This window comes from Leclercia sp. 1548, from assembly GCF_050435045.1.
Taxonomy (GTDB): domain Bacteria; phylum Pseudomonadota; class Gammaproteobacteria; order Enterobacterales; family Enterobacteriaceae; genus Enterobacter; species Enterobacter adecarboxylatus.
The window spans coordinates 149,700-172,715 of the sequence record NZ_JBNDJP010000006.1; the positions used below are offsets into that span (position 1 = coordinate 149,700).

General features: G+C 56.6%; 21 protein-coding genes, 1 other RNA gene and 1 pseudogene. 6 read left to right on the plus strand and 17 right to left on the minus strand.

Annotated elements, in window-relative coordinates; all coding sequences use genetic code 11:
• Window positions 1-26: 26 nt before the first annotated feature.
• Both ABIE02_RS16815 and ABIE02_RS16820 read right to left on the minus strand, forming a co-directional pair.
• Window positions 27-1,100, minus strand: a complete 1,074-nt coding sequence (locus ABIE02_RS16815) for a LacI family DNA-binding transcriptional regulator (RefSeq protein WP_336994853.1) — start codon at window positions 1,098-1,100, stop codon at window positions 27-29.
• A 76-nt stretch (window positions 1,101-1,176) separates the two neighbouring features.
• A complete protein-coding gene (locus ABIE02_RS16820) occupies window positions 1,177-1,785 on the minus strand; it encodes a YczE/YyaS/YitT family protein (protein ID WP_032616857.1) in 609 nt (202 codons plus the stop codon).
• Window positions 1,786-1,869: 84 nt separating this feature from the next.
• On the opposite strand from ABIE02_RS16820, the gene ABIE02_RS16825 reads away from it, so the two are divergent.
• Complete coding sequence (locus ABIE02_RS16825; protein WP_130589229.1) at window positions 1,870-3,291, plus strand: PLP-dependent aminotransferase family protein; 1,422 nt, start codon at window positions 1,870-1,872, stop codon at window positions 3,289-3,291.
• 127 nt (window positions 3,292-3,418) lie between these two features.
• Here the strand turns inward: ABIE02_RS16825 and ABIE02_RS16830 are convergent, their stop codons facing one another.
• The 3 genes from ABIE02_RS16830 to ffs all read right to left on the minus strand — a co-directional run bounded on the left by ABIE02_RS16830 (window position 3,419) and on the right by ffs (window position 4,284).
• Window positions 3,419-3,637, minus strand: a complete 219-nt coding sequence (locus tag ABIE02_RS16830) for a hypothetical protein (protein ID WP_077226238.1) — start codon at window positions 3,635-3,637, stop codon at window positions 3,419-3,421.
• Window positions 3,634-3,885, minus strand: coding sequence for a hypothetical protein (locus tag ABIE02_RS16835; protein WP_032616854.1), 252 nt, complete (start codon window positions 3,883-3,885; stop codon window positions 3,634-3,636). The genes ABIE02_RS16830 and ABIE02_RS16835 overlap by 4 nt, the downstream gene beginning before the upstream one ends.
• Before the next feature lie 302 nt (window positions 3,886-4,187).
• Window positions 4,188-4,284: signal recognition particle sRNA small type (gene ffs / locus ABIE02_RS16840), an RNA gene on the minus strand.
• Between the two features lie 176 nt (window positions 4,285-4,460).
• Here ffs and ABIE02_RS16845 point away from each other — a divergent pair.
• Window positions 4,461-4,775: pseudogene (locus ABIE02_RS16845) on the plus strand (MGMT family protein); the annotation flags it as partial.
• A gap of 33 nt (window positions 4,776-4,808) precedes the next feature.
• Here ABIE02_RS16845 and ABIE02_RS16850 read toward each other — a convergent pair.
• Window positions 4,809-5,378: a YbaY family lipoprotein gene (locus ABIE02_RS16850; protein WP_032616852.1), complete on the minus strand. Its 570-nt coding sequence runs from the start codon at window positions 5,376-5,378 to the stop codon at window positions 4,809-4,811.
• Window positions 5,379-5,586: 208 nt separating this feature from the next.
• Between ABIE02_RS16850 and tesB the strand changes: the two genes are divergently transcribed.
• Window positions 5,587-6,447 (plus strand): acyl-CoA thioesterase II, encoded by an 861-nt coding sequence (tesB, locus tag ABIE02_RS16855; RefSeq protein ID WP_032616851.1) that lies wholly within the window; start codon window positions 5,587-5,589, stop codon window positions 6,445-6,447.
• 88 nt (window positions 6,448-6,535) lie between these two features.
• On the opposite strand, the gene amtB is transcribed toward tesB, so the two are convergent.
• The 5 genes from amtB to ABIE02_RS16880 all read right to left on the minus strand — a co-directional run bounded on the left by amtB (window position 6,536) and on the right by ABIE02_RS16880 (window position 12,435).
• The gene (gene amtB, locus ABIE02_RS16860) at window positions 6,536-7,822 is read right to left on the minus strand and encodes an ammonium transporter AmtB (protein WP_130589231.1); all 1,287 of its coding nucleotides are present in this window, start codon (window positions 7,820-7,822) and stop codon (window positions 6,536-6,538) included.
• Window positions 7,823-7,855: 33 nt separating this feature from the next.
• Window positions 7,856-8,194 (minus strand): P-II family nitrogen regulator, encoded by a 339-nt coding sequence (glnK, locus tag ABIE02_RS16865; RefSeq protein ID WP_032616849.1) that lies wholly within the window; start codon window positions 8,192-8,194, stop codon window positions 7,856-7,858.
• A 196-nt stretch (window positions 8,195-8,390) separates the two neighbouring features.
• A complete protein-coding gene (locus tag ABIE02_RS16870; RefSeq protein ID WP_130589232.1) occupies window positions 8,391-10,169 on the minus strand; it encodes a SmdB family multidrug efflux ABC transporter permease/ATP-binding protein in 1,779 nt (592 codons plus the stop codon).
• Entirely contained in the window at window positions 10,162-11,934 is a 1,773-nt protein-coding gene (locus ABIE02_RS16875) for a SmdA family multidrug ABC transporter permease/ATP-binding protein (protein WP_336994854.1), read from the minus strand. The genes ABIE02_RS16870 and ABIE02_RS16875 overlap by 8 nt, the downstream gene beginning before the upstream one ends.
• Before the next feature lie 42 nt (window positions 11,935-11,976).
• Window positions 11,977-12,435, minus strand: a complete 459-nt coding sequence (locus ABIE02_RS16880) for an Lrp/AsnC family transcriptional regulator (protein WP_032616846.1) — start codon at window positions 12,433-12,435, stop codon at window positions 11,977-11,979.
• 113 nt (window positions 12,436-12,548) lie between these two features.
• Here ABIE02_RS16880 and ABIE02_RS16885 point away from each other — a divergent pair, with 113 nt between their 5' ends.
• Complete coding sequence (locus ABIE02_RS16885) at window positions 12,549-13,598, plus strand: PLP-dependent cysteine synthase family protein (RefSeq protein ID WP_220123977.1); 1,050 nt, start codon at window positions 12,549-12,551, stop codon at window positions 13,596-13,598.
• A 40-nt stretch (window positions 13,599-13,638) separates the two neighbouring features.
• Here the strand turns inward: ABIE02_RS16885 and cof are convergent, their stop codons facing one another.
• Window positions 13,639-14,457: an HMP-PP phosphatase gene (gene cof, locus ABIE02_RS16890; RefSeq protein ID WP_059308606.1), complete on the minus strand. Its 819-nt coding sequence runs from the start codon at window positions 14,455-14,457 to the stop codon at window positions 13,639-13,641.
• A gap of 101 nt (window positions 14,458-14,558) precedes the next feature.
• Here cof and ABIE02_RS16895 point away from each other — a divergent pair, with 101 nt between their 5' ends.
• Together ABIE02_RS16895 and queC are read left to right on the plus strand one after the other, a co-directional pair.
• Entirely contained in the window at window positions 14,559-16,259 is a 1,701-nt protein-coding gene (locus ABIE02_RS16895) for an SgrR family transcriptional regulator (protein WP_059308607.1), read from the plus strand.
• 66 nt (window positions 16,260-16,325) lie between these two features.
• A complete protein-coding gene (gene queC / locus ABIE02_RS16900; protein WP_032616842.1) occupies window positions 16,326-17,021 on the plus strand; it encodes a 7-cyano-7-deazaguanine synthase QueC in 696 nt (231 codons plus the stop codon).
• A gap of 53 nt (window positions 17,022-17,074) precedes the next feature.
• Here the strand turns inward: queC and ABIE02_RS16905 are convergent, their stop codons facing one another.
• The 5 genes from ABIE02_RS16905 to lon form a co-directional block, all read right to left on the minus strand.
• Window positions 17,075-17,473 (minus strand): YbgC/FadM family acyl-CoA thioesterase, encoded by a 399-nt coding sequence (locus ABIE02_RS16905; RefSeq protein WP_032616841.1) that lies wholly within the window; start codon window positions 17,471-17,473, stop codon window positions 17,075-17,077.
• 96 nt (window positions 17,474-17,569) lie between these two features.
• Window positions 17,570-17,938 (minus strand): helix-hairpin-helix domain-containing protein, encoded by a 369-nt coding sequence (locus ABIE02_RS16910; RefSeq protein ID WP_059308609.1) that lies wholly within the window; start codon window positions 17,936-17,938, stop codon window positions 17,570-17,572.
• A gap of 148 nt (window positions 17,939-18,086) precedes the next feature.
• Window positions 18,087-19,958, minus strand: a complete 1,872-nt coding sequence (ppiD, locus tag ABIE02_RS16915) for a peptidylprolyl isomerase (protein WP_077227874.1) — start codon at window positions 19,956-19,958, stop codon at window positions 18,087-18,089.
• Between the two features lie 211 nt (window positions 19,959-20,169).
• The gene (hupB, locus tag ABIE02_RS16920; RefSeq protein WP_002444653.1) at window positions 20,170-20,442 is read right to left on the minus strand and encodes a nucleoid-associated protein HU-beta; all 273 of its coding nucleotides are present in this window, start codon (window positions 20,440-20,442) and stop codon (window positions 20,170-20,172) included.
• A 210-nt stretch (window positions 20,443-20,652) separates the two neighbouring features.
• Window positions 20,653-23,007 carry an endopeptidase La gene (gene lon / locus ABIE02_RS16925; protein ID WP_117385945.1) on the minus strand — a complete coding sequence of 785 codons (2,355 nt, stop codon included), beginning with the start codon at window positions 23,005-23,007 and terminating at the stop codon, window positions 20,653-20,655.
• Window positions 23,008-23,016 lie beyond the last annotated feature (9 nt).

Below are 23,016 nucleotides of genomic sequence, written 5' to 3' on the forward strand. Positions count from 1 at the left end.
ATGAAGCGATGGGGATCACAAAAGCGTTATCGGCGAGCCAGTTGTTCAGCCAGTACAGCCAGCGATTTTAGCTGCTGGGCCAGCTCCTCACTGCTCTGCGGGATCCCTTCCCGGGCGGTGGAGTGACGTTCGATCAGGGATACCGGAAGACGGGTTTGCGCAGGTGCCTGCCCGACGATGCCCTGCTGCGCCAGCAGCCACTCTACGCTGCGCAACCCCGCCTCGCGGAAGGCCTGACGAATGGTGGTCAGCGGCGGGGTAAACCATGCGCTGTCGGTGGTATCGTCAAACCCGACTACCGAGAGCTGGCCCGGAACGCTAATGCCCTTATCGGCGCAGGCGCGCATCACACCGAGCGCCATCTGGTCATTAGCCACCAGGATCGCCTGCGGAAGCATGGCACCCGCCAGCAGCTGATGGCCTTTCTCGTAACCCGAGGCGGCGCTCCAGTCTCCCTCGGCGATGGCACAGGGTTCCACCCCCGCCGCCGCCAGCGTCGACAACCAACCCGCCAGGCGCGCACGCGCCGACACAGAACTTTGCGGCCCACCGAGCAGGGCGATCCGCTGATGGCCCAGCGCCAGCAGATGGTGCGCGCCAAGGGCTGCCCCCTGTCCGGCATCAAACACCAGGCTGTGCACCCGGGCAGTGGGCGAGACATCAAGAAAGAGTACCGGCACCGGAACGGCCTGCGCCTGGAGGCTTTCTGCCTGTTCGTCCTCCAGCGGCACGTTAACCAGCAGTCCCTCTACGCGCTGCGCCAGTAGCTCCTGGACCGCCGCCAGGCACTGCTGCGGATGTTCGACCATCGAGATCAACACGCTCGCCCCGCGCTCGCCTGCACGGGTCTTGACCGCAGAAGCAATCTGCGAGGGGGCATGCAGGGCCAGATCGGTGGTGATCAGCCCCAGGGTGCGGGTGCGTTTCCCGGCCAGCTGCTGTGCCCCGCGGTTGGGGACATAGTGCAGTTCGGCCATTGCCTGCTGTACTTTCTCCCGGGTCCGGGCAGAGACATGCGCCGCATCATTAATGACACGTGAGACGGTCTGATAGGAAACGCCCGCCAGGCGGGCAACGTCGTAAAGGGTTATGGCTTTCATGCGCGTCGCGTTGCAAGGAGTGATGCACGTATTTTGTCATAACCCACCGCACAAAGCATGTGAGCGCTTCGCAAAATCAAACAACGCGCTCAGGCTGCGGGGCTAACATACGCGGCTTCTGACGAAACCACGGCAGGCAGATCTGGATCAGCGGGCCGATGCTTAAGGCATAGAGCACGGTTCCCACGCCAAACGTGCCCCCCAGCACGCATCCTGTCAGCAGGACTGACACCTCAATCGCCGTGCGCACGCTGCGAACCGACCAGCCGGTGCGGGCGTTGATCCCGGTCATCAGGCCGTCGCGCGGCCCGGCACCAAACCCGGCGCCAATGTACATGCCGGTCGCCAGCGCATTGACGATCACCGCGCTGACCAGCAACAGGCTGCGCACCATCAGGGAGTCGATAGCCGGAATGAACCTTAGCGCGACATCGGCGGCCAGACCAATGGCAATCACGTTACTGATGGTGCCGAGGCCGGGGCGCTGTCGCAGCGGGATCCACAGCAGTAGCACCAGCACGCCGGTGAGAATAATGACAGTGCCAATATCCATTGCCAGCAGTTTAGCCACCCCAAGGTGGAAGACATTCCACGGATCGGCACCCAGATCCGAACGTATAAACATCGCCGTTGACAGGCCATACAGGCTTAATCCGACGTAAAGCTGAAGTAATCGACGCAGCATAATCTTTCTCCGGTTATCTCGACTTTCATCATCACCTGAAATGGCACTATGATTAATGTCCAGTTTTGAAAAAGTGGACTGCTTATGTCATCGCGTCGATTTGGAAGCCAGTCATTAGTTCGCCTGTTAGGCCACTGGCAGCAGGACACCTCCCGTACCCCGCTTTGGCGTCAGCTTGCCGATGCACTACGCCTGCTGATCCTTGATGGCAGGCTGGCGCTGGATACGCGCCTGCCAGGCGAACGCGAGCTGGCCTTAACTCTGGCGGTGAGCCGTACCACCGTCAGCAGCGCGCTTGCGCACCTGCGTGATGAAGGCTACCTCGAAAGCCGCCATGGCAGCGGGTCGCGGGTGATCCTGCCTGACAGCCGCACGCCCCCTACCCGCGCTAACGCCAGTGCGGCGCTGGATCTCTCTACCGCCGCACTGGGTGCCGGGCCGGAGATCCATCAGGCTTACACCCACGCCCTGACTGCCATTACGCAGCATCTGACGCAAACCGGCTACGACCAACTGGGATTGCTGGCGCTGCGCGATGCCATCGCTGCGCGCTATACGGCACGGGGTCTGCCTACCCGGCCAGAAGAGGTGATGGTGGTTAACGGGGCCGTCAGCGGGCTGGCGCTGGTGCTGCGGATGTTCACCGGGCCAGGCGATCGGGTGGTGGTGGATCACCCTACCTACCCGCTGGCTATCGCCGCCATTCAGGGTGCCTCCTGCCGTCCGGTTGGCGTGTCACTGCCACAGACCGGCTGGGATATTGATGGCTTTGCCGCCACCCTCGCCCAGACCGCGCCGCGCCTGGCGTACCTGATGCCGGACTTTCATAATCCCACCGGCCGCTGCATGGATGCGACCAGCCGTGAGGCCATTGCCGCCATTGCCGCCCATGCCCGCACCACGCTGGTGGTGGATGAAACCATGGTTGATCTCTGGTTCGATGCGCCCCCGCCCCCGCCGCTGGCCTCCTTCTGCCCAAACGGCAATGTCATTACCCTGGGCTCAGCGGGAAAAAGTTTCTGGGGAGGCCTGCGTCTGGGCTGGGTGCGTGCACCAGCGCGCACTATCGCGGCGCTGGCGCAAACCCGCGATACGCTCGATCTGGGATCGCCGCTGCTTGAACAGCTGGCCACCCTGTGGTTGATTGAAAATGGCGACACATTTTTACCCGCCCGACGGGAGATGCTGCGCGAGCGGCGGGATCGCTGTGCGGCGTTACTGCGTGAACATTTCCCGGAATGGCGTTTTCAAATGCCGGAAGGTGGGCTTTCCTATTGGGTGGAGCTGCCGGATATGTTGGCAACCCAGCTGGCCACCCGCGCCGAAGCGGCAGGGATCCATCTGGGGACCGGGACGCGTTTTGGGCTTTCCGGGTCCTTTGACCGCTATCTGCGGATGCCCTTTTCGCTGGAGACAGCGGAGCTGGAAAGTGCGCTGATGCGGATCAAGCCGCTGTGGCTGGCGCTGAATAAAGGCGGGCAAGCATTCAAACGCCCCTTTGTATAACGTTCTGCAACGGTAATATTTATTACCGTAAAAAAGTGAGCGGGCGCACAAATAATTCCCCCAACGGGGAGATTCAAAAATGTCTGACTGTAATCATTACAGTCAGACATTTTCAGCAGGAAGGAAGTCAGTGCTGAGCAGGGATAGGGAAACCTTTAAGGGAAATAACAAAACTATCGCCTTCTTTCTTTATTTTAGCCCCGGTATCGCACCAGTCAGACGCAATTCGAAAGAACTCATCACTGCCAACATCCCAGCCCAGGCGGACATGTTTGACATAGCCAGAGCGCAGAAGCGTGCAGGCTTCCGAGTAGCAGCTGGCGGTTGATTGCTGATGTTGTTTCATTTTTTCTTCTTCAGAATCTTTCTTAATGCTTTGATTTCTTTAGGAGTAAAAGGTGCTACGCTCTCTTCTTCCGTATGTTGATTATCGATATCCTCTTCCGTTACTCCCGCCTCGTCTGCTACAGAAAATGCCATTTGCAGCAGTTTCTCTGTGGTAACGCTGAGATTCTCATTATTCACTTCTGCGTAGTGACGAAGCTTCTCTTTTAGCGCTTCGTCAATTTTTACATTCAGCACGGCAGTGGTCATAGTGGCTACATCCTTGACATCAATTTGTTAAATTAATACACGAAGTTATCATTATTATCCAGATATATATTGCCAGCTTATATATCATAAAAATGTCACACTTAACCTGCACAACATTTATGACAGAATAATGACAACCACATTTCAGTATGATGACAATTAATGAAATAAACAGGACAACTTAGAAATATATAATGTACTTACTGTTGCCATGGATATTGGACCGACACGGAGCGTAAGAGATGAAAAGAGTGAAGGATAAAGAGAATTGAGAGGTTTTCAGAGGCAGAAATGGGTGGAGGCCCTGCCAGCTACATCCCGGCACACACGTCGTCTGCCCTGGCTGCTTCCTTCCGGACCTGACCTGGTGAACAGAGTAGCGTTGCGGGAGAACCAACAGAGCCTCCATTGAGAGCGTTGTTAACCAACGCGCTGGCGCATTATCACTGTACCCGATCGCAATTGCAAGTTAACCGCGTCCGGGTGGTGCTTTATTGCGCAAAGCGTTTACAGAGTGCACGTTTTCTTCCTGTCCTGGCGGCGAATCTTTATCATGCTCTCAACACAGGAGTAAAAAAATGGACGAACACGACACTTTTCCCCAACGGGTCTGGCAGATAGTGGCCTCGATTCCCGAAGGGAGCGTCACGACTTATGGTGAGGTGGCACGACTGGCAGGTTCCCCGCGTGCAGCACGGCAGGTGGGTGGCGTTCTTAAACGGTTGCCGGAAGGGAGCACTCTGCCCTGGCATCGGGTGGTGAACCGCCATGGAACGATCTCTTTAACCGGCCCCGATTTGCAGCGACAACGTCAGGCCTTGCTCAGCGAAGGGGTGCAGGTTTCAGGCAGTGGAAAGATCGATATGCAACAATACCGCTGGCGGTATTAAAAAGCCCCTCTCAGGCGAGAGGGGCTGGCGACATTAAAGCTGGGTAGGTGCCGGGGTAGCAGTAGACGGGCTAACCTGAGTTGGCGAGGTGGAAGGTACAGTTGTTGGCGCACCGCCGCCAGGCTGCAGCGGCAACGAGGTCTGCTGTACTGGCACCAGCACCAGATCGGCTTTTGTACCGCCCTGATTGATGACCGGCTTCACGATATCGGTCATCAGTACAACCTTATCGTTAATGGTGATCGCCGCGCTCAGCAGGATACGTGCGTTTGGCTGCACATCCGCCGGGTTAAACGGCAATTCAAACTTGAACGGGGCCTGTTTACCTTCAGTACGGGTCGCCTGCTGCGCCAGCACTTTTGATGGTGAATCGGCCAGCGAAGCATCAGACAGGGTGACGGTTAATACCGCATCCGGCGGCAAAGCTACTTTCTGACGGATCCAGATGGTCCCGGATACATTAGGCTGCTGAATAGTCGGCTGAGTTGCCACACCAGCAGTGTTTGGGTTTGGCGCTGGCGTCTGTATATCTGCACTTTTATCTGCGCAGGCAGAAAGAGCAACCGCTACCGCTAAACCACTTAACACGTGCACGAGTTTCATTGAGTTCTCCTTATCATCAATGCACCAGCGGGATCGATACCGCCAGATGAGTGGTTAACATAAACATAACGAGAGTAAGTGTGGCACACATCACTTATTTATGCCTGGAATCTCCCTGTTATTCAGATTATTGCACCCATCGGACCACTTCCTTTTCTGCGTTATACTCTCTCTATCTTTCGCCACGGCGTTTTAATTGAGGACGACTATGAGTCAGGCACTAGGCAATCTGCTGACATTATTAAACCTGGAAAAAATTGAAGAAGGACTCTTTCGGGGACAAAGCGAAGATCTGGGCTTACGCCAGGTATTCGGCGGTCAGGTTGTGGGGCAAGCCCTTTATGCAGCGAAAGAGACAGTACCTGCAGAACGCTTTGTGCACTCCTTTCACAGCTACTTTTTGCGCCCGGGCGACAGCCAGAAACCGATCGTCTATGACGTGGAAGTCCTGCGTGACGGCAACAGCTTTAGCGCCCGCCGCGTGGCGGCTGTGCAGAATGGTAAGCCGATCTTCTATATGACCGCGTCATTCCAGGCACCGGAGCCAGGGTATGAGCATCAGAAAGTGATGCCCCCTGCCCCGGCACCGGATACGTTACGTTCTGAAACGGACATTGCCCGCGCACTGGCACATCTGCTGCCGCCGCAGGTTAAAGAGAAGTTTCTTTGCGACAAGCCGCTGGAGATCCGCCCGGTTGAGTTCCATAACCCGATGAAGGGCCATACCGCCGAGCCGGCGCGTCAGGTCTGGATACGCGCCAATGGAACGGTGCCGGAAGATTTCCGCGTTCATCAGTATCTGCTGGGTTATGCCTCTGATTTCAACTTCCTGCCAGTTGCCCTGCAGCCTCATGGCGTGGGCTTCCTTGAGAAAGGGATGCAGGTTGCCACCATCGACCATTCGATGTGGTTCCACCGTCCGTTTGATATGAACGACTGGCTGCTGTACAGCGTGGAGAGTACCTCTGCGTCGAGCGCTCGCGGATTTGTTCGCGGTGAGTTTTATACTCAGGATGGCGTGCTGGTTGCTTCTACGGTGCAGGAAGGGGTAATGCGTAACCGGGGATAACAGCTGCGGGCTGATGCCCTGCCCCTCTCCCTCAGGGAGAGGGGGCAAATACAAAAACGGCAACCTCTCGGTTGCCGTTTGCTTTTACTCAAGCGTTATACGCATTCTCGCCGTGGCTGTTGACGTCCAGACCTTCGCGCTCCTGCTCTTCTGGTACGCGCAGACCCACCGTCATGTCCGCCAGCTTGTAGCCGATGAAGGCCACTACGCCAGACCAGACCACCGTAATAGCGATACTTTCCAGCTGCACCAGAACCTGATGGCCCATGGTCACGCCTTCTGCGTAGCCGACGCCGCCCAGGGAGGTAGAAGCAAAGAAGCCAGTCATGATGCAGCCGATGATGCCGCACACGCCGTGCACGCCAAACACATCGCAAGGATCGTCCACACGCAGAACACGTTTCAGCGCAGTGACGCCCCACAGACCCGCCAGACCCGCGACGATACCGATGATCAGCGCGCCGCCCACCCCGACAAAGCCACAGGCCGGCGTGATACCCACCAGACCGGCAATTGCACCGGAACAGGCACCCAGCAGGGAAGGCTTACCGCGTACCGCCCACTCGCCGAAGATCCACGAAAGGATAGCGCCCGCTGTTGCCACCACGGTGTTCACGAAGGCCAGCGCCGCGATTTCGTTTGCTGCACTGGCGGAACCGGCGTTAAAGCCAAACCAGCCGAAGTAGAGGATCGCGGTACCGGTAAAGACCATCGGCAGGTTGTGCGGTTTGAAGGCCTCTTTGCCAAAACCGACGCGTTTGCCAATCAGGTATGCGCCTACCAGGCCCGCTACCGCGGCGTTGATGTGCACAACGGTACCGCCCGCAAAGTCCAGCGCGCCATGGGAGGCCAGCAGACCACCGCCCCAGACCATATGCGCCACCGGCACATAGGAGAGAGTCAGCCATACCACCACGAAGATCAGCACTGCGGAGAAGCGAATACGTTCCGCCAGCGCCCCAACAATCAGGCCGACGGTGATACAGGCGAACGACCCCTGGAATGCCACGTGAATGTACTGATAGAAGCTGCCCATCACCGCGGTCAGCTCGATATTTTTCAGCATCGCCCAGTTAAAGCTGCCGAAGAAGGCGTTGCCTTCTCCAAAGGCCAGCGAGTAGCCGTAGACGACCCACAGGACGCACACCAGCGCGAAGGTCACTGTTACCTGGGTAAGCATGGAGAGGACGTTTTTACCGCGGATCAGGCCGCCGTAAAACAGCGCAATCCCCGGAATGGTCATAAACAGCACCAGCGCGGTGCAAATCATCATAAAGGCGTTATCGGCTTTGTCTGCCACCGCCGGTGCAGCCATTGCCAGCCCCGGCAGCAGTGCCAGAGACCCCAGACTTGCTTTGAGTGTTGTTGTGTTCATTTTCTCGATCCCTATCACTGTGTGCCTGATTTTTTACAGTGCCGCTTCGTCGGCTTCGCCTGTACGAATGCGAATAACGCGTTGCAGCTCAGCAACGAAAATTTTGCCGTCGCCAATTTTGCCGGTATAGGCTGCTTTGCTAATCACATCGATGACTTCATCCAGCTGATCGTCGGCGATCGCCACGTCAATCTTCACTTTTGGCAGGAAGTTGACGCTGTATTCGGCGCCACGGTACAGCTCTGCATGACCTTTCTGTCGCCCAAAGCCTTTCACCTCGGTGACGGTCAGTCCCTGAATACCCATTGAAGAGAGTGCTTCACGCACGTCTTCGAGCTTGAATGGTTTGATGACCACGGTAACCAGCTTCATATATCTCTCCAGTCAGAATTCGGTAATGGCTCGCGAACTGATTAGGTATTGCAAGGGGTGTGCCAGAATTGAAAAGAGAGGAAAGATGAGGCGTGGCGGAGAGAAGATGAAAAAAAACGCACCATGACAGTGCATGGTGCGTTTCATTTTTGCACCAACCGATTCAGCGGCTGGCGACTTGCTTAATTTTAGTGCATCAGGCGCTTAGCGACTCTTCGCGAGTGCTGGCGGCCAGCTCTTCACCGGCCAACTGCAATTGATACATTTGCCAGTAACGCCCTTTTGCCTCAAGCAGTTGCTTATGGGCGCCGCGCTCAACCGCCTGGCCGCGATGAAGCACCAGAATGGTATCTGCCTCGACAATGGTCGAGAGGCGGTGGGCGATAACCACCAGCGTGGTCTGGTCCCGCACCGCAGCCAGCGCCTGCTGAATCGCCTGTTCAGTGCCAGAATCGATGCTTGCCGTGGCTTCATCAAGGATCAGCACCTGAGGCGTATCAATCAGCACCCGGGCCAGAGCCAGGAGTTGTTTTTGCCCCACGGAGAGGTTGTTCCCCTGCTCGCCCAGCCGGGTGTGGATCCCCTCGTGCAGGCCGCGCGCCAGCTCCGCCAACTGGACTTTCTCCAGCACGTCCCACACCTGCTCCTCGCTAAACGGCCGCCCGAGCGTCACGTTGGCGTAGAAAGTATCGGCCAGCACCACCGGATCCTGCTGCACCATTGCCACCCCTTTACGCAGCACGGCGTGACTCAGGGTCGAGAGCGGACGCCCGTCGAGGCGAATTTCCCCTTCGGTAAGCGGGTAGTAACCCATCAGCAGGCTGGCGAGGGTACTTTTACCGCTGCCGGTATGGCCCACCAGCGCGACAAAGCTTCGGGAAGGCACCTTCAGATCGATATCCTGCAACACCAGCCGATCCTCGCGATAGGCGAAGGAGACCTTATCGAATTCAATGGTGCCGCTTTGCAGGTCACGATCGTCATCGCCATATGCCTGCCGCGGGCGGTCCATCAGTTCAAAGACGCGTTCGCCAGCAACCACCGCCTGCTGCAGCATCGACTGCTGCGTGGTCAACTCAATCAGCGGCTCGTTAAGACGGCCCAGGTAGCTGATAAAGGCATACAGTACCCCGACCTCAATGGTGCCGCGTGCGGCAAAACCAAACTGCATCAACAATCCGCACAGCACCAGGGCCGAAAACAGGCTGAGCAGCGGGCGCAGGAGAAAGCCGTCCAACCGCAGCGTCTGCATGCGGGCCATATAGTGTGAACGGCTGGCCTCACCCATCCGCTCGCCAAAGCGCGCCTGCTGACGGAACTGCTGGATAACACTCATGCCGTTGATGACTTCGTTGAAACCATCATTGATATCCGCCAGATAGGTCCGCACGCGACGGACAATGGGCGTGCTGTAGCGCTGGTAGATGATCATCACAATCATCACCGCCGGGAAAATGGCCATCGCCACCAGCGCCATTCGCCACTCCAGGCTGAACATCGCCACCAGCATGGCACCGACCAGCGCGGCGCTGCGCAGCACCGTGGCGACCACCGTGACATAAAGATCGCGGATCACTTCGGTATCGTTAGTCACGCGCGAGATGATCTGCCCGACGGGCTGGGTATCGAACGCGCTCAGCGGCTGGCGCAGGGCGGCATCCATCACGTCGGTACGCAACTGCTGTACCACCCCAACGGCGGCCTGGTTAAACAGCAGTGACTGGGCGTAGTGCAGTCCGGCCGCCAGCAACTGCAGGCCCACATAGGCCACCGCCAGTCCGGTCACCAGACCGAGCGGGAGATAATTTTTTGCCACCATGTTGTCGATGAAATAGCTGATCAGCAGCGGGCCGGTGACTTCGGCGATGGCCGCGATCCACAGCAACACCACTGCCAGCGACAGCGGTTTACGCCATGGCGAGCCATAGGCCAGCAGGCGTTTAAGGGTGGGCCACAGCTGGGAAAAACTACGCATCGGTGGCCTCCTCGTTTATGTCCGGCACGTCATCCAGCGCCGCTTCCAGTTGTTGATAGCGATACATATCGCGATACCATCCCGGCTGGTCTGCCAGCTGTTCATGCTGCCCGCGCTGGACAATATGCCCGTGCTGCATCACCAGAATTTCACTCGCCTCGGTCAGAGCCGACAGACGATGGGCGCTGATGATCACCGTGCGCCCTTCTCCCCACTGGCGCAGGTTATGCAGGATCTGGTGTTCGGTACGGCCGTCTACCGCAGACAGGGCATCGTCGAGGATCAGGATCTCGGCATTAAGCAGCAGCGCGCGGGCGATGGAAATACGTTGCTTCTGCCCGCCCGAGAGCATCACGCCGCGCTCCCCCACTTCGGTTTCATAACCCTGGGGCAGGCGCAGGATATCGTCATGTACGCTGGCGAGACGGGCGACGTGCTCGATCGCTTCCCGGGTCGCTTGTGGACAACCCAGCGCAATATTGTTGGCGACGGTATCAGAGAAGAGGAACGGCGTCTGGCTTACCACCGCCAGCCGGCTGCGCCAGCTATCCAGCTGCAGCTGTGTCAGGGGGAGGTCATGGAAGCGGATCTCGCCCTGGTCAATATCAAAGTGGCGCTGGATCAGCGACAGGATAGTGCTCTTTCCGGCCCCCGTAGGGCCACAAATGCCCAGCATCTGTCCGGGTTGCAGCCGGAAGTTGACGTTTTCGAGCGTCACCTGCTCCGTTTGTGGGTAGGTAAAGGCGCGAACAGCGACATTCAGCTCACCGCGCCCGGTCGGCACCGGCTCGCTGCCGTCATTGACGACCGGCGCTTCAGCAAGCATGTCGCGGATCCGGCTGTAGGCCGCGCTACCGCGCTCGACGATATTGAACATCCAGGCCAGCGCCAGCATCGGCCAGATCATCAGCCCCAGATACATGGCAAAGCTGGTCAGCTGCCCGAGCGTGAGCGAACCGTTGATCACCATCCAGCTGCCGCCGCCAATGGCCAGCAGGTTGGCGGTACCAATGGCGATATAAATAGTGGGATCAAAGCGGGCGTCGATGCGGGCAACGCGCAGGTTTTTGGCCCCGGTGTCGGCGGCATCGGCAGCAAACAGCGCCGACTGGCGATCTTCCAGGCCGAAGGCTTTGATCATACGGATACTGGTCAGACTCTCCTGAGTGCGGTCGTTAAGGGAGGAGAAGGCTGCCTGCGCCAGCTTGAAGCGCTGGTGCAGCTGGTCGCCGTAGCGTTTGATCGCCAGCGCCATAATCGGCATCGGCAACAGAGCCAGCAGCGTCAGCTGCCAGCTGATCTGCGTGGACATCACAATCAGCACCGCGCAGCCCATCACCAGCGAATCCACCAGGGTCAGCACCCCTTCCCCGGCGGCAAAGACCACGCGATCCACATCGTTAGTGGCGCGGGCGATCAGGTCCCCGGTGCGATGGCGCAGATAAAATTCCGGGTGCTGACGGCTAAGCTGGCGGTAAAAATCTTCCCGCAGCTCCACGGCCAGCTGATAGGACGCGCCAAACAGCAGTACGCGCCAGACATAGCGCAGCAGATAGACGACCACCGCCGTCAGCACCAGCGTGCCGATCCACATCATCACCCGTGCGTTGGTGTAATGCTGTTCCGTTACGCCATCCACAACATAGCCCACCACTTTCGGCGGGATGAGCTGCAGAACGGCAATGATAATAAGCAGGGCGACTGCACCGAGATAGCGTTGCCACTCCCGGCGAAAGTACCAGCTTAACTGAGCAAATAATCGCACGCGGTTTTTTCCTGAGGATCGTGTTCCGGCGAGGCCGGGAAGTTATTCAATGGGTAAGGCGGTGGTATATTTAATCTGTTCCATCGCAAAACTGGAGGTGACATTCGACAAACCTGGCACGCTGTTAACCAGCCGTTTATAGAAATCATCATAGCGTTTCATGTCTGCCACCTGAACGCGCATCAGGTAGTCGTATTCGCCCGCCATGCGCCAGAAACCCAGCACTTCCGGCATCTCCGATACCACGCTGACGAACCTACAGTACCAGTCGCTGCTGTGGTGCTGCGTTTTTATCAAAACAAACGCGGTCAGACCAAGCCCCAGTTTTTCAGGATCCAGCAGCGCCACGCGTCCCAGCAGAATGCCTTCGTCTTCGAGTCGCTTAAGGCGTTTCCAGCAGGGCGTGGTGGTCAGATTAACGGCATCCGCCAGCGCCTGCAAAGAGAGGGTGCAGTCGCTTTGCAGTAAGGACAGCAGCTTACGGTCAATTTTATCTAGCATACCCACCCCCACAGAGAAAATTTTTCTCCTTACATTCTATTTTAAAGGCCAGATAGCAACAATTTTTTCTGTGCTTTTCGCTATGCTGGGCACAAAATGACAAACGGATAACTGTGATGAATAGCTCCTGGGTTAAAAACGCCATCAGTGAAATTAATGCCGATTATCAGCGCTCGGCAGATACACACCTTATTCGCCTGACCCTGCCAGGCTTTGCCGGTATTCAGCTCTATCTGAAAGACGAAAGTACCCACCCGACCGGCAGCCTGAAGCACCGACTGGCGCGTTCGCTGTTCCTGTACGGGCTGTGTAATGGCTGGATCAATGAAGGTACCACCATCATTGAATCCTCTTCCGGCTCCACCGCCGTTTCTGAGGCCTATTTTGCCCGCCTGCTCGGCCTGCCCTTTATCGCTGTTATGCCCGCCTGTACGGCGAAACGCAAAATCGAACAGATCGAATTCTACGGTGGCCGTTGTCACTTTGTGGAAAGCGCCTGTGAAATTTATGCGGCATCAGAGATGCTGGCCCGGGAGCTGAACGGTCATTATATGGATCAGTTTACGTATGCAGAGCGGGCAACGGACTGGCGCGGCAATAACAACATTGCCGACAGTATTTTCCGCCAGATGCAAAATGAACCTCATCCCGTGCCCGCCCATATCGTGATGAGCGCCGGAACCGGTGGGACCTCGGCCACCATTGGCCGCTATATTCGCTGCCAGGGGTACGATACCCGTCTGATGGTGGTGGATCCGCAAAACTCGGTGTTCCTGGATTACTGGCAGCAGCGCGATCCCGCCCTGCGCAGCCCGGTGGGCAGTAAAATCGAAGGGATTGGCCGCCCGCGGGTAGAGCCGTCGTTTATTCCTGACGTTGTGGACGAGATGCTCCGCGTGCCGGATGCCGCCAGCGTCGCCACCGCCCACTGGCTGGAAACGCAGCTGGGCCGTAAGGTCGGGGCATCGACCGGGACCAACATGTGGGGCGCGTTACAGCTGGCCGCGCGGATGCGGGAGGCCGGGCAAACCGGCTCCATCGTTACCCTTCTGTGCGACAGCGGCGAGCGTTACCTGGACACCTACTACAACGCCGGATGGGTGAAAGCCAACATTGGCGATGTGACCCCGTGGCTGGCAGAGATTGCCCGGCTGGTAAAATAAAAAAAGCCAGACTATCGTCTGGCTTGCTGGAAGGGTCTCACTATTCGGGGGAATAAGGAAGATCAGGTGTATCCAGCCAATGGGTTAAAAAATGGGACACGGCCTCGTTACGGCAGTGTCCAATAACCGGTAAATGCGAAAGCTCAGCGATCAGTTGCGGCATCGCATTGCCCATGATCAGGCCGCGCCCCACGCTGCCCAGCATCTCGCGATCGTTCATCGCATCGCCAAACGCCATACACTCCTGCAAACTCAGGCCCAGATGCTCACTCAGTACCGCCAGGGCAGAACCTTTGTTGCACCCGACCGGCAGCACTTCCAGGCAATCTATTGCCGAAAACGTAAGATGCGCGCGGCTGCCTAAGGCTTCATTGAGCTGGATGCGTAGACGGCACAGATCGTCGTGGTCGCCGCAAAAACAGATTTTGGTTACCGCATGCGCCGGGATACGGCGTAGATCGGTCAGCTGATACTGGAAACCACTGTAGACGTGCGCTTCCAGCAGCGCCGGGATCGCTTTTCCAGTCAGCCAGCCGGTGTCGTTAAACACATGAATGCTGGCCTGGGTATCCCAGGTGGTATGCAGCACCTGCTCCGCCACATCCGGGGCGAGATCCTGACGATAGAGCACCTCCCCCTCCAGGGAGTGAATGCGCGTGCCGTTGCCGGTGATCAAAAAGGCATCAAGGGCCAGCGTACCCATCAGGTGACGCATCTCCAGCACATGTCGACCGGTGGCGAAGGTAAGCGTAATGTCGCGCTCACGCAGTCGCTTGAGCACACTTAGCGTTTTGTCGCCTAAACGGTGGTCCGGCGTTAACAAGGTGCCATCCATATCAAATGCAGCCAGCCGTGCCATAGGATCTCCGAAAGTGTGAGGGGGTTAACTTGTGCTTCAGTATTGCGTGATATATACGGAAGTAATACTGAATAGATGGAAATTATTGTTCCGGGTTTATTATGCGCCAGCTCAATCGACTTAATCAGTACCAGCGGCTGTGGCAACCCTCCGCCGGTGCGCCGCAGCAGGTGAGCGTGGCCGAACTGGCCAGCCGCTGTTTTTGCAGCGAAAGGCACGTGCGTACACTTTTGCGTCAGGCCCAGGAGGCGGGCTGGTTATGCTGGCAGGCGCAGTCCGGGCGCGGTAAACGCGGTGAGCTGCGCTTTCATGTCACCCCCGAATCGCTGCGCAACACGATGATGGAGCAGGCGCTAAAAAACGGCCAGCAGCACAACGCTCTGGAGCTGGCTCAGTTGGCTCCCCAGGCGCTGCGCGCGCTGCTGCATCCTTTTCTGGGTGGGCAGTGGCAGAACAATACTCCGACGCTGCGCATTCCCTATTACCGGCCACTCGATCCGCTTCATCCCGGTTTTTTACCCGGCCGCGCCGAGCAGCATCTGGTCGGGCAGATCTTTTCCGGCCTGACGCGGTTCAACGACACCAGCAGCGAGCCTGGAGGCGATCTGGCCCATCACTGGGAGATTACTGCTGACGGGTTACGCTGGCATTTTTATCTTCGCTCCACGCTTCACTGGCATAACGGTGATAAGGTCGAGGCGGCCCAGCTACAGAGCCAACTGACGCAGTTACTCACCCTGCCCGCGCTGCGCAAACTGTTTAACAGCGTAAAGCTGATTGAGGTGACCCACCCGCAGTGCCTGACCTTTGTGCTGCATCAGCCGGATTACTGGCTGGCACACCGCCTGGCAAGCTATTGCAGTCGTATTGCTCACCCTGAACACCCCCTGACGGGGAGCGGGCCGTTTCGGCTGGCGATCTTCGACGCGGATCTGGTCCGGCTGGAAAGCCACGAGCAGTACCATCTGGGGCATCCGCTTCTGAAAGCGATTGAATACTGGATCACACCCCAGCTTTTTGACCAGGATTTAGGCACCAGCTGCCGTCATCCAGTACAAATCGCCATTGGCGAGCCGGAGGAACTTGCCCGTCTGCGGCTGGTCAGCAACAGTATCAGCCTCGGCTTTTGCTATCTCACCCTGAAACAGAGCGGCCGGTTAAGCGAGGCGCAGGCCCGCAAGGTGATCGACATTATTCATCACACCGCCCTTCTGCATACGCTGCCGTTGGACGAGGATCTCATCACCCCGACCCAGGCGTTACTGCCGGGGTGGTCCATTCCACAGTGGGCGCAGGAGGAGAACACTGTTCTGCCACAATTCCTTACGTTGGTTTACCACCTGCCGGTAGAACTCCACACCATGGCAGAGCAGCTTAAACGCTACCTGGCGCAGGAAGGGTGTCAGCTGACAGTGATTTTTCACGACGCGAAAACCTGGGATGGCTGCGCCGCTCTGGCAGATGCCGATATCATGATGGGCGACAGGCTGATTGGCGAAGCGCCGGAATACACCCTGGAGCAGTGGTTACGCTGCGATACCCTTTGGCCGCATCTGCTTAGCGCCCCGCAGTTTGCGCACCTGATGGCGACCCTGGATGCAGTTCAGGTTCTGCCCGACGCGGCAGCGCGCCATCTGGCATTGAAAGAGGTATTCACCCGGTTGATGGAACGCGCTGTCCTGACGCCGCTGTTCAACTATCAGTATCAAATCAGTGCCCCGCCGGGGGTAAACGGCATCCGTCTGAATCCGCGTGGCTGGTTTGATTTTACCGAGGCCTGGCTGCCAGCCCCGAAAGCGTGAAGAAGCTGGTCGCCGCCACGGGCAGACGTTAACATAGGTCTTTAATCGTCAAAGTTGGGAAGACTAATGAAACGTGCCGTTGTCGTGTTCAGTGGAGGCCAGGACTCCACCACCTGTCTGGTTCAGGCTCTGCAGCAATATGATGAAGTCCATTGTGTGACTTTTGACTATGGTCAGCGCCATAGCGAAGAGATTGAGGTCGCGCAGAAACTGGCTGTGAAACTCGGCGCACGGGCGCATAAGGTTCTGGACGTCACCCTGCTCAACGAACTGGCGGTGAGCAGCCTCACCCGCGACAGTATTCCGGTGCCGGACTACGAACCGGATGCCGAGGGGATCCCGAATACCTTTGTGCCGGGACGTAATATTCTTTTCCTGACCCTGACCGCCATCTATGCCTACCAGGTGAAAGCCGAGGCTGTTATTACCGGCGTGTGTGAAACCGACTTCTCCGGCTACCCGGACTGCCGCGACGAGTTCGTGAAAGCCCTCAACCATGCCGTAAATCTTGGCATGGCTAAAGATATCCGCTTCGAAACGCCGCTAATGTGGCTCGATAAAGCCGAAACCTGGGCGCTGGCTGACTACTGGGGCAAACTGGATCTGGTGCGTAACGAAACGCTGACCTGCTATAACGGCATTCAGGGTGATGGCTGCGGCCATTGCGCCGCCTGTAATCTGCGCGCTAACGGCCTGAATCACTATCTTGCCGATAAAGCCGGGGTGATGGCGGCCCTGAAAAAGAAAACCGGTCTTAACTAAGCGGGCCAGTCTGCCGGGTGAAGGATCCGCTTCGCCCGGCATCCGCAGCGGGGTTATTTGATTAACAGCTCCAGCTTCTCACGGAGTTCCCCTTCCAGCGGCAACGCTTTCTGCGTTTTCAGATCGATGCAGACAAAGGTAATTAACGCATCTGCCACCACCTGTCCTTCCGGCTCCAGCGTCACCACCTGACTTAGCACCCCGCTTTTACCGTTCAACTGCTGAAGCTGACTGGTGATGGTGAGCAAGTCGCTGAGTACCGCGGGGCGACGATAGTTAATGTTGATATTCGCTACAACAAAGGCGATACGACGCTCGGTCATCCATTGAAAGCTATCGCTGTTTTCCAGCCCTTCCCAGCGCGCCTCTTCAAGAAACTCGAGATAACGAGCGTTATTAACGTGTTGATAAACATCAAGGTGATAACCGCGTACTTTTATTTGGGTCTGCATAGCGCAATAGCCTTCAGGGTTATTATTTATAAGATTCAGAGGTCATAACTGGTATGACCTCTTTATCCTGGCAAATTTTAGCTACTGTGCAAGTTATTACAGCGTCAGATTAGCAAGATTACGCTCCACCAGCGCCGCGCCCATTCCAGGCACCTGTTTCAGGTCATCAAGCGTTTTGAACGGGCCGTACTCTTCCCGGTAGCTGACAATCGCCTGGGCTTTCTTCAGCCCCACACCGTTCATCACCCGTGCCAGCTCCTCCGCCGGAGCGGAATTGATACTGATCCGCTCTTTCTCCGTTTCCGCCGCTTTCGACGGCTGGGGTGAGGCGGCGAGGGGTTGCGCATCGGATTTGCCCTGCACAGCCTGTGTTTTGGCGGCTGGTGTCGCCGCCAGCACGCTATGGCTCATCCCGGCAGAAGCAAGGGCAAGCGTAATAAAAAGGGCTTTAATTCCATGTTTCATGCTGTTTTCTCCTTGTTTGTTGACAGCCCACTCACCATAAACGGGCCGCTTCACCGGGACAAACAGCAGATTGCAGAAATGGAAAAGGCCGCGAAAGCGGCCTTTAGTTGTTGCATTACGTTGCTCAAATTTGCGAGCAGCGACGTAATTACTGCTGGGTCATAATATCGCCCAGCTTGATTTTGGCGTCTTTACGCAGGTTGCTCATCAGGGCTTCGAAGGTGATTTGCGCGTTGTTCTGGGTGATACCCTGAACCATCGCTTTCTTCTGCGCTTCCGGCATGGTGCCCGCTTTCACTTCGTCCAGCGCCAGAACCACTACGTTGCCTTGCATGTCGTTGGCGATACCGAAGCTCGGCTTGTCTTTTGCCGGCAGGCTCAGACCAAACGCCGCCTGGCTGATCGGATCCTGACCGGTACGGCTCAGCGTCTTCGCCTCGCCAAAGCTCAGGCCAGCCGCTTTCAGCGCCTCGTCACCTTTACCGGCTTTCAGCTCAGCCAGCAGCTTTTCAGCGTCCAGCTTGGCCTGTTGCACGGCTTTGTTATGTTTCACCAGGGCAGTAATCTGATCTTTCACTTCGTCCAGTGGCTTGATCGCTTCTGGCTTGTGATCGCTCACGCGCAGAACAAAGGCGCGATCGCCATCGACGGTGATGATGTCAGAGTTGCTGCCCGGGGTACCGTTTTCGCCCACCAGACCGCCACCAAAGATCGCATCCGCAACCGGCTTGAAGTTCAGCTCTTCCGGGAGGTTGTCATGACTGAACCAACCGGTGGTTACCGCTTTCGCACCTGCAGCCTGCTCAGCGCCCGCCAGCGATTCGTTGTCATTGCTGGCCGCGTCGCTCACTTTCTGCTGCAACGCATAGAAGCCATCCAGCGCTTTCTCTTGCTTCACTTTCGCCGCGATATCATCACGGACGTCAGCCAGCGGTTTGGTGGTCGCAGGAGTGATGTCATCCAGACGCACCACCAGGAAACCGACGGAGGATTTGATCACACCAGAAAGTTGACCTTTCTCTTTCAGACCCGCGTTTTTCAGCTCGTCCGGGGTGGTGCCCTCTTCCAGCCAGCCCATGTCACCGCCGTTTTTCGCAGAGATGATATCGGTGGATTTCTCTTTCGCGACCGTCGCGAAGTCGGTGCCTTTGTTCAGCTCGTCCAGCGCCGCTTTGGCATCGGCTTCAGTTTTGGTCTGAATGACGCTGTAACGGTTACGCTGTGGCTGGGTGAACTGGTCCTGATGCTGATCGTAGTAAGTCTGGATCTCCGCATCGGTAGCGTTTTCCTGCATCGCAGCCGCATCCAGCTTGATGTAGCTTACGCGGAACTGCTCCGGGGAAGTGAAGTTGTTCTTGTTCTGCTCGTAGTAGCTTTTCACTTCTTCGTCGCTTGCCTGCTGTTTAGCCGCAAGAGCGTTGACGTCGAAGGTAGCTTCACGCACCACGCGCTGCTGAGAAACCAGCGTCGCCAGTTCATCCGCTTCGCCTTTCAGCATGAAGTCGGTGCCCACTACGGCGTTGATCAGTTGCTGAGTGGTCAGCTGGTTACGCAGCGCCTGAGCATATTGATCCGGCGTCATCCCCATCTGGTTCACGATAGCGTTATAGCGGGTGTTATCGAATTTGCCGTTATTCTGGAAAGCCGGGGTGGAGAAAATGGCTTTCTTAACCTGATCGTCGCTGATGCTCAGACCGATTTCACGGGCATACTGATCCAGCAGTGCTTCGTCGATGAGACGGTTCAGCGTCTGCTGGCGCAGGTTTTTCATGTACCCTTCATTCGCCGCCAGTTCAGAGAACTGATCGCCCAGCTGTTGCTGCATGCGGTTACGTTCACCCGCAAAAGCATTCTCAAACTGCCCACGGCTGATTTCCTGGTCGTTCACTTTTGCGGCGTAGTTTGCACTACCGCCAATCAGGTATCCGCTCACGCCGGTCAAAATGAACGACACGATAATGATACCAAAAATAATCTTGAGCACGAGACTGTTAGCAGCCGTGCGTAAGCTGTCCATCATGGTGTAACCACACTCCGCTGTAGGTGACTGGTGACCTGACGCTGGCGGAAATCCTGACCGCAGCGCGTAAAGACGTATTGTGACAAGAAACCGGGGCGATTGTCAGCCCACAACTCGCATAAACTCACATAAATCAGGTCTGGACAAACAAAAAAGGCACATCAAATGATGCGCCCTTGTACTTTTCAACTTCCCTGACGTAAGAAAGCGATCAGTTTACTGCGTCTTTCAGCGCTTTGCCGGCGCGGAAGCCCGGAACTTTAGCAGCAGCGATGGTGATCTCTTTGCCGGTCTGAGGGTTGCGGCCAGTACGGGCAGCACGCTCTTTAACAGCAAAAGTACCAAAACCTACCAGCGCCACGTCGTCCCCAGCCTGCAGAGATTCGGTAACAGAAGCAATCAAAGCATCTAACGCACGTCCAGCCGCAGCTTTGGAGATGTCAGCACCCGCAGCAATTTTGTCAATCAGTTGAGATTTATTCACTCTTCTCTTCCTCTCTTTATAATTTATATCGCGCCTGAGTCCTTCAAAACGCGACCGCGCAGCAGTTATATCAGGCCTGCCATGACCTTACAACACCCGTTGTTGATGGTTGGCCTAATCAGCAATCTAAATTAGCTATACAAAAAAAGGCTGGCAAGCCCGAATTAGCTTACCAGCCTTGTTTTTATTGACGCTCTTTGCGCGAGGTCACTATTTTGCGGTTACAACCTGCATACCGGAAGGCTCATTCTGCAGTGCAAGGGTCAGAACTTCCTCAATGCGTTTCACAGGATGGATTTCCAGATCGGCGATAACGTTATCCGGGATTTCTTCCAGATCGCGCTTGTTCTCATACGGGATGAGGACCGTTTTAATGCCACCACGGTGGGCTGCCAGCAGTTTTTCTTTCAAACCGCCAATTGGCAGAACCTGGCCACGCAGGGTGATTTCACCGGTCATCGCCACGTCGGCACGCACCGGGTTGCCGGTCAGGCAGGAAACCAACGCAGTACACATCGCGATACCGGCGCTCGGGCCGTCTTTCGGCGTCGCCCCTTCCGGTACGTGAACGTGGATGTCGCGTTTTTCGTAGAAATCCGGGTTGATACCCAGTTTTTCCGCACGCGCACGCACCACGGTCAGCGCAGCCTGAATGGACTCCTGCATGACTTCACCCAACGAGCCGGTGTAGGTCAGCTTGCCTTTACCCGGCACACAGGCGGTTTCAATGGTCAGCAGATCGCCGCCCACTTCCGTCCACGCCAGACCCGTTACCTGGCCTACACGGTTCTCGCTGTCAGCACGACCATAGTCGTAACGCTGAACACCAAGGTATTCGTGCAGGTTGTCGCCGTTAATAACGATGTGCTTCAGGCTCTTATCGAGCAGCAGCTGTTTGACCGCCTTACGACACAGCTTGGAGATTTCACGCTCAAGGCTACGCACGCCCGCTTCACGGGTGTAATAGCGAATGATGCCGATGATCGCGCTGTCTTCAACGGTCAATTCGCTTTCTTTCAAAGCGTTACGTTCAATCTGCTTCGACAGCAAGTGACGACGGGCAATGTTCAGTTTTTCGTCTTCGGTGTAACCAGAAAGACGGATCACTTCCATACGATCCAGCAGCGGTGCCGGGATGTTCATGGAGTTGGAGGTCGCCACGAACATCACATCGCTGAGGTCGTAGTCCACTTCCAGGTAGTGATCGCTGAACGCCACGTTCTGCTCTGGATCCAGCACTTCAAGCAGGGCTGAAGCCGGATCGCCGCGCATGTCGGAAGACATTTTGTCGATCTCATCCAGCAGGAACAGCGGGTTTTTAACCCCTACTTTTGCCATTTTCTGGATAAGTTTGCCTGGCATCGAACCGATATAGGTCCGACGGTGACCGCGGATTTCCGCTTCGTCACGTACGCCGCCCAGCGCCATACGGATGTACTTACGTCCGGTCGCTTTAGCAATAGACTGACCCAGAGAGGTTTTACCCACCCCTGGCGGCCCTACCAGACACAGAATTGGGCCTTTGAGCTTGTTAACACGGCTTTGAACCGCGAGATACTCAAGGATGCGGTCTTTGACGCGCTCCAGACCGTAGTGGTCGGTATCCAGGATCTCCTGCGCTTGGCGCAGGTCTTTTTTGACCTTGCTGCGGGCGTTCCACGGAACCTGAACCATCCACTCGATATAGCCGCGAACAACCGTGGCTTCCGCTGACATTGGAGACATCATTTTCAGCTTCTGCAGTTCTGCTTCGGCCTTCTCTTTTGCCTCTTTCGGCATTTTCGCCGAGTCGATTTTACGCTTCAGCGCTTCGTTTTCGTCAGGTGCGTCATCCATCTCACCCAGTTCTTTCTGAATGGCCTTCATCTGCTCATTCAGATAGTACTCGCGCTGAGATTTCTCCATCTGCTTTTTAACGCGGTTGCGAATGCGTTTCTCAACCTGCAGCAGATCGATTTCAGATTCCATCATCGCCATCAGATATTCCAGACGCTCGTTAACGTCGGACATCTCCAGCACGGACTGTTTGTCAGCCAGCTTCAGCGGCATGTGCGCAGCGATGGTGTCAGCCAGACGTGCAGGATCGTCGATGCTGTTCAGCGACGTCAGCACTTCTGGTGGGATTTTTTTGTTCAGCTTGATATAGCCTTCAAACTGACTGATGGCGGTGCGTACCAGCACCTCCTGCTCACGCTCATCAAGCTGAGGCGAGTCCAGGTATTCGGCTTTTGCTGCGAAGTGTTCGCCATCATCAGATAGCGTGGTAATACGCGCACGCTGCAGCCCCTCGACCAGCACCTTCACGGTGCCATCAGGCAGCTTCAGCATTTGTAAAATAGAGGCCACGGTTCCGACGGTGAACAGATCGTTTACACCCGGCTCATCCGTTGATGCTTCTTTCTGCGCAACCAGCATGATTTTTTTATCATGATCCATGGCGGCTTCAAGGCAACGGATAGATTTTTCCCGCCCTACAAATAAGGGTATGACCATGTGCGGATAAACCACCACATCGCGCAACGGCAATACGGGGATTTCAATGCGTTCAGAACGCTCAGGATTCATAGAGCTCTC